This window comes from Salinicoccus sp. Marseille-QA3875 (assembly GCF_054950095.1).
This window is the reverse complement of sequence record NZ_CM143103.1, coordinates 940,050-951,093: the sequence shown is the minus strand read 5'-3', so window position 1 is coordinate 951,093 and position 11,044 is coordinate 940,050. Positions and strand designations below refer to the sequence as shown.

Annotated in this window: 14 protein-coding genes; 13 read left to right on the top strand and 1 reads right to left on the bottom strand. The window is 42.4% G+C overall.

The window, feature by feature from the left end; all coding sequences use genetic code 11:
• The 9 genes from ACY8DT_RS04995 to rsmI are packed head-to-tail and all read left to right on the top strand — an operon-like array spanning position 1 to position 6,110.
• Entirely contained in the window at positions 1-1,251 is a 1,251-nt protein-coding gene (locus ACY8DT_RS04995) for a PLP-dependent aminotransferase family protein (protein ID WP_462421824.1), read from the top strand.
• Positions 1,248-1,880 (top strand): dTMP kinase, encoded by a 633-nt coding sequence (gene tmk, locus ACY8DT_RS04990; RefSeq protein ID WP_462421823.1) that lies wholly within the window; start codon positions 1,248-1,250, stop codon positions 1,878-1,880. Before ACY8DT_RS04995 ends, tmk begins: the two co-directional genes overlap by 4 nt.
• Positions 1,877-2,206: a cyclic di-AMP receptor DarA gene (gene darA, locus ACY8DT_RS04985; RefSeq protein ID WP_052254999.1), complete on the top strand. Its 330-nt coding sequence runs from the start codon at positions 1,877-1,879 to the stop codon at positions 2,204-2,206. The genes tmk and darA overlap by 4 nt, the downstream gene beginning before the upstream one ends.
• An 11-nt stretch (positions 2,207-2,217) precedes the next feature.
• Entirely contained in the window at positions 2,218-3,126 is a 909-nt protein-coding gene (locus ACY8DT_RS04980; RefSeq protein WP_462421822.1) for a DNA polymerase III delta subunit-related protein, read from the top strand.
• A gap of 6 nt (positions 3,127-3,132) precedes the next feature.
• On the top strand, positions 3,133-3,951 hold the full coding sequence (locus tag ACY8DT_RS04975) for a PSP1 domain-containing protein (protein ID WP_462421821.1): 819 nt from the start codon (positions 3,133-3,135) through the stop codon (positions 3,949-3,951).
• The gene (locus tag ACY8DT_RS04970; protein WP_462421820.1) at positions 3,951-4,259 is read left to right on the top strand and encodes an initiation-control protein YabA; all 309 of its coding nucleotides are present in this window, start codon (positions 3,951-3,953) and stop codon (positions 4,257-4,259) included. The genes ACY8DT_RS04975 and ACY8DT_RS04970 overlap by 1 nt, the downstream gene beginning before the upstream one ends.
• 51 nt (positions 4,260-4,310) lie before the next feature.
• Positions 4,311-5,039 (top strand): tRNA1(Val) (adenine(37)-N6)-methyltransferase, encoded by a 729-nt coding sequence (locus ACY8DT_RS04965; protein WP_462421819.1) that lies wholly within the window; start codon positions 4,311-4,313, stop codon positions 5,037-5,039.
• Positions 5,032-5,286, top strand: a complete 255-nt coding sequence (locus ACY8DT_RS04960; RefSeq protein WP_462421818.1) for a GIY-YIG nuclease family protein — start codon at positions 5,032-5,034, stop codon at positions 5,284-5,286. Before ACY8DT_RS04965 ends, ACY8DT_RS04960 begins: the two co-directional genes overlap by 8 nt.
• The gene (gene rsmI / locus ACY8DT_RS04955) at positions 5,283-6,110 is read left to right on the top strand and encodes a 16S rRNA (cytidine(1402)-2'-O)-methyltransferase (RefSeq protein WP_462421817.1); all 828 of its coding nucleotides are present in this window, start codon (positions 5,283-5,285) and stop codon (positions 6,108-6,110) included. The genes ACY8DT_RS04960 and rsmI overlap by 4 nt, the downstream gene beginning before the upstream one ends.
• 45 nt (positions 6,111-6,155) lie before the next feature.
• Here rsmI and ACY8DT_RS04950 read toward each other — a convergent pair whose 3' ends face one another.
• The gene (locus ACY8DT_RS04950) at positions 6,156-6,437 is read right to left on the bottom strand and encodes an AbrB/MazE/SpoVT family DNA-binding domain-containing protein (RefSeq protein ID WP_052254992.1); all 282 of its coding nucleotides are present in this window, start codon (positions 6,435-6,437) and stop codon (positions 6,156-6,158) included.
• Between the two features lie 263 nt (positions 6,438-6,700).
• On the opposite strand from ACY8DT_RS04950, the gene metG reads away from it, so the two are divergent.
• The 4 genes from metG to rsmA all read left to right on the top strand — a co-directional run bounded on the left by metG (position 6,701) and on the right by rsmA (position 10,994).
• Entirely contained in the window at positions 6,701-8,674 is a 1,974-nt protein-coding gene (gene metG / locus ACY8DT_RS04945; RefSeq protein WP_462421816.1) for a methionine--tRNA ligase, read from the top strand.
• Positions 8,675-8,686: 12 nt separating this feature from the next.
• Positions 8,687-9,454 (top strand): TatD family hydrolase, encoded by a 768-nt coding sequence (locus ACY8DT_RS04940; RefSeq protein ID WP_462421815.1) that lies wholly within the window; start codon positions 8,687-8,689, stop codon positions 9,452-9,454.
• A 96-nt stretch (positions 9,455-9,550) separates the two neighbouring features.
• Positions 9,551-10,105 carry a ribonuclease M5 gene (rnmV, locus tag ACY8DT_RS04935; RefSeq protein WP_462421814.1) on the top strand — a complete coding sequence of 185 codons (555 nt, stop codon included), beginning with the start codon at positions 9,551-9,553 and terminating at the stop codon, positions 10,103-10,105.
• A complete protein-coding gene (gene rsmA / locus ACY8DT_RS04930; RefSeq protein ID WP_462421813.1) occupies positions 10,098-10,994 on the top strand; it encodes a 16S rRNA (adenine(1518)-N(6)/adenine(1519)-N(6))-dimethyltransferase RsmA in 897 nt (298 codons plus the stop codon). The genes rnmV and rsmA overlap by 8 nt, the downstream gene beginning before the upstream one ends.
• Positions 10,995-11,044: the final 50 nt, after the last annotated feature.

Here is an 11,044-nt window from a genome sequence, read left to right as displayed (position 1 = left end):
ATGCGCTTGGTAAATAAGTTGAATGAATTAAGAGAAGAAACGGCGATATCCATGCATGTTCCCGGCCATAAAAATATGACGATTGGAAATCTGAGCCGGTTGAACTGGACGGATGACATGACTGAAATTACAGGACTGGATGACCTGCATTCTCCTGAAGGCGTTTTATTTGAACTGAATGAGTTTTTAGCCGGCAAGTCACCGGGATATCATGCCCAGGCGGTTGTAAATGGGACGACGACAGGCATCTTATCTGCTGTTTATGCTGTCAAAGATAAGGTCGATGAATTTCTGGTCATTGGTGACGCCCATAAATCTGTGTACCACGGTCTGGATCTTGCAGATGCATCTTTTGAAAAGCACTCATCGGAAGAGGTATTGAAGCTGGACCTGAAAAATAAAGCCCTCATACTTACATATCCGACGTACAGCGGCGAGGGGATTAAAAACATGGAAAACATCATTGGGGAAGCGGGGGCTGCAGGTGCCATCGTCATCGTGGACGAAGCCCACGGAGCCCACAATGGTATCGCGCCGGGCTTTCTGCCTTCAGCGATGACATTCAATGCAGACATTGTGATCCAGTCCTATCATAAGATGCTTCCTGCGCTGACCGGTGCATCAGCAGTATTCACCAAGGATCAGCGGATGCACCAGACAGTCATGAAGTACATCGACTACTTTGAAACATCGAGCCCGTCCTATCTAATATTGGCATCGATTGAACTTGCACATAAGTTTTACAATGATTTTGTACCTGACGAATTTCACAATAAAAGACGTGCAATCATTGATTATTTGAAAGAACTGAAATTCACGGTCGGTGAAGGCGAAGATCCTGCTAAAATTACACTTAACCGGGAAGGTGTTTCTCCTTACAGATTATTTGAAGTACTGGATAATGCAAATATATATTCAGAAATGGTGACCGATGAAGGCGTATTATGGTGTCTGCCGTTATTTCATCCAGGTCACGGCTACCCGCTCGATCTATTGTTCGAGAGATTGAAAGAATTGTCATTTGACGAGCCGGATCCAGCGCAGTCAAAAGATGAAGATTTGACTTTTCTGGTTGGAAAAGAAGCAGTGCGTCCGGTGGTGCCATACCCTCCGGGAGTGCCGATTATACACACTGGTGAACATTTTACACATGACATTATTAAAACTATAATACACAAACGGTTTTATCGTGTTAAAATGGAGGGCATAGAAGATAATATTGAATGCTATAAAGTTGAGGATGACACATGACGATGTTTATTACATTTGAAGGACCGGAAGGCTCTGGTAAAACAACCATTATATCGATGTTGAGTGAAGCGCTTGAAGATACAGATGATGTGATGGTGACACGTGAACCGGGGGGCATCCCGATCAGTGAGAAAATCAGAGATATACTTCTCGCCAATGAAAGCGACATGGATGGCCGTACAGAGGCATTATTATTCGCCGCAGCCAGACGGCAGCATCTCGTGGAAAAGGTGCTGCCGGCTCTGGATGATGGAAAAATCGTCTTATGTGACCGTTTCATTGACAGCTCACTTGCTTACCAGGGTTATGCCAGAAATCTGGGAATTGATGAAATTATGCAGATCAACAAGTTTGCGATCGAAGGTCATATGCCGGATTTGACGATATATTTAAAACTTTCACCTGAGACCGGACTCAAAAGAATCCAGGATAACAAACGTGACAGCAACCGTCTGGATAAAGAAACGCTCGAGTTCCACAAAGATGTAGTGTTGGGGTATAATAAGTTGACTGAAAATTTTCCGGACCGTATCAAGGTTGTGGATGCAAACCAGACTATTGAAGATGTGTTCAAGGATGCTTATAGTATAATAGAAAAATATATGAATCGTAGAGGTGACCAATCATGAAAATGGTAATAGCAATTGTGCAGGATCATGATAGCCAAAGATTGACGGATCGTCTGACAAAAGCAAATTTCAGAAATACAAAACTGGCATCAACAGGCGGTTTCCTGCGTGCAGGGAACACGACATTCCTTTGCGGTGTGGATGATGAGCGTGTAAATGATCTGCTGAATGTAATCGACGATACATGCGGTAACAGAGAACAGACGGTTGCCCCTGTAACACCGATGGGCGGCAATGCGGATTCCTATATCCCATATCCAGTGGAAGTGGAAGTGGGCGGCGCAACGGTTTTCGTATTACCGATAGAGCAATTTGAAAGATTTTAAAGTAAATACAGATGGATACTAAACAGACGACGGAAAATTATTTATTGAATGCAATTCAAAATAAAAGGCTCAGTCACACCTATATGTTCGAAGGCGATACTTTGGAAACATTGCGCAGATACGGCATGTTTTTTGCGTTGAATATTTTTGGTGACACCCCGAGAAACCAGTCTTTGCTGGAAGAGGGGAATCATCCCGATTTTTATTACCTGCAAACTGATGAAAATTCTATAAAAAAAGAAGAAGTCAGTGATTTGATGCATGCGATGAACAACAAGCCGACCGAATCGGAGTACAAAGTGTACATTATTGAAGCTTTTGATAAGCTGACGCCGCAGGCTGAAAACAGTCTGCTCAAATTTCTGGAGGAACCGCCTGAGAAAACGGTAGCGATTTTGCTGACAATCGATAAAAGTAATATTTTACCGACTATTCATTCCAGGTCACAGCATGTCCATATTAAAGGGCGGAGCAGCGACCGGCTGAAGGAACTGTCTTACTTGTCGGAAGCGGATCTCGAGACGGTGGATGTGCTGTCTCTTAATGCACAGCATGTAAAGGATACCGGCGAAAATTTCACGAAGCTGCGGAATGCAGCAGCTGAATTTTCATCCAAATGGATTAATGGGCATTCTCTTGTATTGCTTGATATTAAGCCGATGCTGGATCTGTGTGCTGAACGCCGTGACCATCAGCTGCTGCTGCAGCTGATAGACGGATATGTACGCCAGGCGATGCACTCGAAGTTGAAACTGGATATATTCGAGCCTTTTGAAGAAGGTGTCAAAGTGGACAATATAATCGGTGTCAATCATCTGACCGTTATGCTGGATGAAATAGAACAGGCCAATAAGATGATTCAATACAATGTACACCCTATGCTCGCATTTGAGGGAATGGTTATCATTTCGAAAGGTTGATGAATTATGATAAAACTCATGACTGCGACTCAATTAGATTACTTTAGTAATATTTATATAGATAGTAGTAAAGCATCTGTACAAAGAGATGATTATATTATTGCCGAAACAAAGCGCGGGAAGGAATTGCTGCGTGTCGTCAAAGGCACATATGAAATATCAAAAGATAATATAGTTGAACCGGACGGTCAATTTATAAAATTCGCAGATGACAGCGATTTAGAAAAATATCACGAAAATGAATCCAAAGCAGCCGATGCACTGCAGTTCTGCAAGGCTTCGGTAGTGGAAGAAAAGCTTGATATGAATATCGTCAACGCGATGTATACACTTGATGATAAAAAGCTCATTTTCAAATTTACAGCAGATGAGCGTGTGGATTTCAGATCACTTGTCAGAGTGCTTGCCACACGTTTTAAAACACGTATCGAATTAAGACAGGTTGGAGTACGTGATGAAGCAAAATATTTAGGCGGTATCGGTCCATGTGGAAGAGCACATTGCTGCTCGACATTCCTCGGTGACTTCGTACCAGTGAGCATCCAGATGGCTAAAAACCAGGACCTGTCCCTGTCACCGACAAAAATTTCCGGTGCATGCGGCAGATTGATGTGCTGTCTGAATTATGAAGATCAGTACTATGAAGATACAAGGACGAAAATGCCCGATGTCGGAGAAATGGTTGATACGCCGAATGGTAAAGGTAAAGTGATCGGCATGAATATTCTGGATCTGGTTATCCAGGTAAAATACAAGGATGACTACATTCAGGAATATCATTATGATGAGCTGGAAGAAATGGCTTCCGGCGGCGGTGTTTCATAATGGACCGCGAACAGCTGTTCAACCATATCAGTAAGCTTGAAAACGATCTTCAAAACATGCATGATAACCTGGAATCAATCAAAGTGCATGCAGTTAAGCTGGTCGAAGAGAACGTCAGCCTGCAAATGGAGAAAGAACATTACGAAACACTTGTGAATAATGCAAAAGCTAAACCTGATGCTTCATTTAAACAAAACACTTTAAAGAATTTGTATGATGAAGGGTTCCATATATGCAACGTACACTTTGGTACACACAGACATGGAGAAGAGTGTCTCTTCTGTCAGGGATTCATAAACCAATCATAATTACAAAAAGCGGCTGATGCCGCTTTTCTTATTTCAATAGAGGTGAACCAATTGTTAAAAAACGGAGAGAGATTGGACGAACTTTTCCGTGAATCGATGAAGATCATTCAGAGCAGAGCAGTATTTTCTTTTTCTGTAGATGCCCTCCTGCTCGCTGATTTTACGAAGATCACTAAGCGGGACCGGACAGTGATGGACTTATGTTCAGGCAATGGCATCATTCCGCTGATTCTGTCCCGCCGGACAGAACTGCCGATAGATGCTGTGGAAATTCAGGAAGTGCTGGTCGATATGGCTGAACGTTCATTTGAGCTGAATGAAAAATCAGCTCAGCTGTCCATGCATAATATTGATATTAAAAATATAAAGTCACATTTTAAACACTCGTCGTATGATGTCATTACGGTCAACCCGCCTTACTTCACAAATGATCAGCCGCTGAAAACACTAGGACCTCACAGTATCGCAAGGCATGAAGTCATGATCGACCTGGAAGGCATCATAACGGCTGCCCGCTACCTCATTAAAAATAAAGGCCGTCTTTATATGGTGCACCGTGCGGAACGGAGCGAAGAAGTTACATATCAGCTGATGCAAAATGGATTCCGGGTCAAGAAGAAGCAATTTGTCTATAATGATCCGGCCTCGAAGACTGCGATGTTCGTCGTACTGGAAGCGGCATTTCACAGCCAGGCCTACGTTGATATCCTGCCACCATTCTATATATACGGTCTAGATAATCAGTATTCAGAGGAAATGCTTGAGGTCTACTATGGTTAATTACTATATTTATATTGTCGAGTGTAATGACGGCAGCCTCTATACGGGTTATGCAAGAGACGTCGGGGCAAGGGTGGAAAAACATAATCTCGGTACGGGTGCAAAATACACCCGCAACAGGCGTCCGGTAAAGCTCATGTATCAGGAAACCTTTGATTCGAAGAGCGATGCGATGAAAAGAGAGATACAGATTAAAAAGCTTTCACGGCTTGAGAAATTGATTTTGATTAAAGGAGGAAAATCATGAATCTTTATATAACCGGCACACCACTTGGAAATCTGGATGATATGAGTGTACGGGCAGTCCGTACTTTGAAAGAAGTGGATGCCATCTTATGCGAAGATACAAGATTGACCAGAAAATTGACCAATCACTTTGAAATTTCCACGCCGCTCCGCTCTTATCATGATTACAACAAAGAACAGGTGGAGGAAGATATCATTGCAGAGATGAAAGATGGAAAAACCTTTGCATTGGTGAGTGATGCAGGTATGCCCGTCATTTCAGATCCAGGCTACGAACTTATCAGGAAAATGCAGGAGGCAGATCTTGAATATGTTGTGATTCCTTCCGCATCAGCATTTACACTCGCATTGGTTGCGAGCGGTATCCCCTCATTTGAATTCACTTTCTTCGGTTTTCTTCCGAAAACTGGCAGTAAGAAGAATGATAAGCTGAAACAGATCATGTTTCATCCCCAGACGTCGGTTTTATACGAATCACCTCATAAATTGAAACAGACCATTAAAAATATGATGGAGATTGATGAAGAGAGGGAAGTGAGTATCTCAAGAGAGATTACAAAAAAGTTCGAACAGCACCGCCGGGGTACTGTCAGAGAAATTTATGGCATGCTGGACTCGGGAATTCCTTTAAAGGGAGAATTCGTCATAGTTATCAGAGGCTACGAAGAGGAAGATATGGTCAGTGATATGCCGATTAAGGAACATGTGAATCAATTTATTGAACAGGGCATGAAGCCGACGAAAGCGATTAAGATGGTAGCAGATATGAAAGGGATGAAGAAACAGGAAGTCTATAATCTTTATCATGATGGTGGAGAGGGATAAAAGAGCAAAAAAAACCGAAAATCATAAGATTTTCGGCAGCATTTGTTAATCATCAGACATTTTATCTTGAATCTCTTTTATAAGCATGTTGGCGCCTTCTTCACTTAAGATGATCCGGCCTTCAGCAAGCCTCATGTTTTTATCTGAGACATCGCCTGTAATATCACAAGTCATGGATGGTTTATACTTCTTCAGGATGATCGTGTCATCATCGGTATAGATTTCTAAAGCATCCTTTACTTCGATATCGAGAATGCGTCGCAACTCTATAGGGATTACTACACGGCCCAACTCATCGACTTTACGCACGATACCAGTTGACTTCATATGATTTCCTCCTTACTATGTTCCTCATGAAGATTCTACGTTGTGGTTTTTAGGAATTATAATGTTAAGACTCTGTTTCTAAATTCAAACCAATTAAAATATATAAATAAAAATACATCTTTTTTGTTTAAAAATGGCAGGTCTTAAGATACAGATGATTATAGCACAAAAGGTTTTCAAGTTGCCAACAATTATACAACGACAATTGAAAATCACTGCAAAATTAGATATATTTAACTAATGAACAATTAGGAGGCAATGGCATGGAAAAACCGACATTTTATATAACGACGCCAATTTACTATCCGAGTGGCCAGCTTCATATCGGAAACGCTTATACGACAATCGCAAGTGATGTTATGGCTAGGTATAAGCGTATGCGCGGATATGATGTATATTATTTAACCGGTGCTGATGAACACGGTCAGAAAATCGAGAACAAAGCTCAGAAGATGGGTGTGTCTCCTCAGAAATATGTTGATGATATGGCCGAAGATATGAAGGAGTTATGGTCGCTGCTTGAAATTACAAACGATCAGTTTATCCGTACGACGGATGATTTTCATAAAAAAGCGGTTCAGCAGATTTTTGAACAGCTGCTGGAACAGGGAGATATATACCTTGGCGAATATGAAGGATGGTACTCCGTCGAAGATGAAGAGTTCTTTACAGAATCCCAGCTTGCTGAAGTGTACAGGGACGAGAAGGGCGATATGACCGGCGGAGTAGCGCCAAGCGGTCATGAAGTCGAGCTGCTCAAAGAAGAAAGTTACTTCTTTAAGATGAGTAAGTACGCAGACCGCCTTGTACAGTACTATGAAGACAATCCTGATTTCATCCAGCCGGCTTCACGTAAAAACGAAATGCTGAACAACTTCATTAAACCGGGACTCGAGGACCTGGCAGTTTCCAGAACGACATTTGACTGGGGAATCCCGGTTAAATCAAACCCGGAGCATGTGGTCTATGTTTGGATCGATGCATTGACAAACTATATCACTGCACTCGGCTATGGTTCTGATGACGAAACTTTATTTCGTAAATATTGGCCGGCTGACGTCCAGATGATCGGGAAAGAGATCGTCAGATTCCATGCGATCTACTGGCCGGTAATGCTGATGGCACTTGATCTGCCACTGCCTAAAAAACTGATGGGGCATGGCTGGTTATTGATGAAGGACGGCAAGATGTCCAAGTCCAAAGGAAATGTCATCTACCCGAACACATTAGTTGAAAGATATGGCCTCGATGCACTGCGTTACTACTTGATGAGAGAAGTGCCTTTCGGTTCTGATGGTGTATTCACACCGGAATCGTTCGTGGACCGTACAAACTTCGACCTTGCAAATGACCTTGGCAACCTGGTCAACCGTACCCTTTCCATGATTAATAAGTACTTTGACGGTGAACTGCCAGAATATAAAGGGCATATCAATGAATTTGACGAAAGCCTTGAAAATGTCGTGAAAGAAAACATACAGGCTTATGAAGATGCAATGGAAGCACTTGAATTCAATAAAGCACTCAGAGCAACATGGACAATCATCAGCCGTACAAACAAGTATATTGATGAAACGACGCCGTGGGTGCTCGCAAAAGATGAGAGTAAAAAAGAAGAGCTTGGTAATGTGATGGTTCACCTTGCTGAGAATATCCGTATTGCGGCAATTCTTCTGGAACCGTATCTGCCTCATGGTCCGAAAGAAATTTTTAGACAGCTGAACATGGTTGATGAAACTCTTGAAGAGTATGACTCCATCAAGACATACGGACGTATTAAGGTGGATGGCAGAATCATCGACAAACCGCAGCCGATCTATCCACGTCTGGATGTTGAAAGTGAAGTGGAACATATCAAGACTTCGATGAAGCCGCCTAAACAGGAGGAAGAAGAGCAGGAAGATTTAACTTCAGGACGCATTAAAATTGATGATTTTGATAAGGTTGAAATTAAAGCCGGTACGATCATCAATGCCGAAGGTGTCAAAAAAGCGGATAAACTGTTGAAAATCCAAGTTGATCTCGGTGAAGAGAAGCGCCAGATCGTCTCCGGCATCAGAGAACAGTATGAACCTGAAGATATCATCGGCAAAAAAGTGCTTGTTGTCACGAACCTTGAACCAGTTAAACTGCGCGGTGAGCTTTCAGAAGGTATGATTTTAACAGCTGAAAAGAACAACCGTCTGACACTGATCAGCGTGCCTGATGGTATAGAAAACGGCAGCATCGTAAAATAAGGAGTGATCCCTTTGCTGATTGATACACATGTACATTTGAATGCAGATCACTATGATGAGGATCTGGAAGAAGTGATTTTACGTGCAAGAGATACCGGCATAGAAAAGATGGTGGTAGTCGGATTTGACCGTAAAACCATCGAACGTACGATGAAACTGATCGATCGACATGCGGATGTCTACGGTGTAATCGGCTGGCATCCTGTAGATGCAGTGGATTGTACCGATGAGGATCTTGAATGGATAGAAGAATTATCGAAACATGAAAAGATTGTAGGAATCGGTGAAACAGGCCTGGATTACCACTGGGACAAATCACCGAAGGACGTTCAAAAAGAACTGTTCAGGCGACAGATCGCTCTCGCAAAACGGGTGGATCTGCCGATTATCATCCATAACAGAGAGTCAACCGAAGATTGTGTAGAAATTTTAAAAGAAGAGCAGGCCGGAGACATCGGCGGCATCATGCATGCATTCAGTGCAGATGAGAATGTGGCGGATGAGGTCATCAATATGAACTTCTATATCTCCCTCGGAGGCCCAGTGACATTTAAAAATGCACAGCTGCCGAAAGATATTGCCGTTCATGTGCCGCTTGAAAGGCTGCTGGTTGAAACGGATGCACCGTTTTTGACACCGCATCCTCACCGGGGTAAACGCAACGAACCTTCATATGTCAAACTGATCGCTGAAAAGATTGCGGAATTAAGAGACATGCCTTATGAATCGCTCGCAAAAGCGACGACCGAAAATGCTGAAAGACTTTTTAACTTCAAATGATGAAGCTGAGAGAATCTCTCAGCTTTTTTTCGTTAAAAATAAAATGATTAATGCTGTGAAATATTATGTTATGATAATGTCCAAAGGAGTTAACTTATGGATAAACCAGTAATAAATGAAATAATTGTAGTTGAAGGCAGGGACGATACCCGGAGGTTAAAGGAAGCTTTAATCTGTGAGACGATAGAAACAAACGGCTCGGCTATCAATGAAAGAATCATGCAGGAAATTGAAGTGGCTATGTCCACAAGGGGAGCCATCATTTTAACGGACCCCGACTTTCCCGGGCATAAGATCAGAAATACCATTTTAGAAAGATTCCCTGATATAAAAGAGGCTTTTATTTCGAGAAAAGCTGCGACAAGTAAACGCGGCATCGGGATTGAACACGCTTCGATTGAAGCCATCCGCAGTGCGCTTCGAAATGTACTTGTCAATCATCAGGTGCGTACTGAAGAGATATCGGTAGAGGATATGCAGCTCTGGCGGCTGAGCGGCATCGGCGATTCAAAAGCCCGCCGGGAGTATTTGACCGAGAAGCTGAATATCGGCTACGCAAATGCAAAGCAGCTGAGGAATAAACTGAACCGGTACAGGATAGAAAAGGACCGAGTGACGGCTATATTGTCAGAGCTGGAAGAGGATGAATGATATGAAAGATATCGCAACAGTATCAAGAACCAAAGAGATATTAAAAAAACACGGTTTCACATTTAAGAAAAGTCTGGGACAAAACTTTCTGGTCGATGCCAATGTTATCCATAAAGTGCTGGACCGGGCGGCGATCGACGAAGATACGGCAGTGATTGAAGTGGGACCGGGCATCGGTTCATTGACTGAACAGATTGCCAAAAGAGCAGGGAAAGTGGTTGCCTATGAAATTGATCAAAGACTGGTACCTGTCCTTAATGATACGCTCTCACCATATGACAACGTCACGATTATCAATGAGGACATTTTAAAAGCAGATGTCGGAACGATGATAGAAGAAGATCTGGGGACATTCAAAGAAGTTGTTGTCGTGGCAAATCTGCCGTATTACATTACAACGCCTATTTTAATGAATTTTCTTATGAAGAAGCTGCCGATTGACCGGTACTACGTGATGATGCAGAAAGAAGTGGGCGAACGCATCAGTGCAGAACCGGGTACAAAGGCATACGGTTCGCTTTCCATCGCCATCGATTATTATACGGATGCCAAAACAGTTCAAAATGTCCCAAAGGCTGTATTTATGCCGGCACCGAATGTCGATTCAATCATAGTAGAGATGAAGACAAGGAAAGAGCCGAAAGTGGCAGTGGATGACGAAGAGAAATTTTTCAAGCTCACCAGAGGTGCATTTGTACAGAGAAGAAAAACCATCCTCAATAATTATCTCTCCCTGTTTGAGGATGGAAAAGCATATAAAATTGAGATAAATGAGCTGCTGGATGATGCAGGAATTGAACCGAGAAGACGGGGAGAAAGTTTATCAATTGAAGAATTTGCAGGAATATACCGTAAGTTAATTAATTTTCCGAACTTAAAGTTCGTGTAAGGCCGACTAATTCCAACGATTTATTGACAAAGTTATGTAAACTTGTTATA

Excerpts from the sequence above, each read along its gene's own strand:
- ACY8DT_RS04995 (WP_462421824.1), top strand. The coding sequence starts at position 1 with ATGCGCTTGGTAAATAAGTTGAATGAATTAAGAGAAGAAACGGCGATA.
- tmk (WP_462421823.1), top strand. The coding sequence starts at position 1,248 with ATGACGATGTTTATTACATTTGAAGGACCGGAAGGCTCTGGTAAAACA.
- darA (WP_052254999.1), top strand. The coding sequence starts at position 1,877 with ATGAAAATGGTAATAGCAATTGTGCAGGATCATGATAGCCAAAGATTG.
- ACY8DT_RS04980 (WP_462421822.1), top strand. The coding sequence starts at position 2,218 with ATGGATACTAAACAGACGACGGAAAATTATTTATTGAATGCAATTCAA.
- ACY8DT_RS04975 (WP_462421821.1), top strand. The coding sequence starts at position 3,133 with ATGATAAAACTCATGACTGCGACTCAATTAGATTACTTTAGTAATATT.
- ACY8DT_RS04970 (WP_462421820.1), top strand. The coding sequence starts at position 3,951 with ATGGACCGCGAACAGCTGTTCAACCATATCAGTAAGCTTGAAAACGAT.
- ACY8DT_RS04960 (WP_462421818.1), top strand. The coding sequence starts at position 5,032 with ATGGTTAATTACTATATTTATATTGTCGAGTGTAATGACGGCAGCCTC.
- rsmI (WP_462421817.1), top strand. The coding sequence starts at position 5,283 with ATGAATCTTTATATAACCGGCACACCACTTGGAAATCTGGATGATATG.
- ACY8DT_RS04950 (WP_052254992.1), bottom strand. The coding sequence starts at position 6,437 with ATGAAGTCAACTGGTATCGTGCGTAAAGTCGATGAGTTGGGCCGTGTA.
- metG (WP_462421816.1), top strand. The coding sequence starts at position 6,701 with ATGGAAAAACCGACATTTTATATAACGACGCCAATTTACTATCCGAGT.
- rnmV (WP_462421814.1), top strand. The coding sequence starts at position 9,551 with ATGGATAAACCAGTAATAAATGAAATAATTGTAGTTGAAGGCAGGGAC.
- rsmA (WP_462421813.1), top strand. The coding sequence starts at position 10,098 with ATGAATGATATGAAAGATATCGCAACAGTATCAAGAACCAAAGAGATA.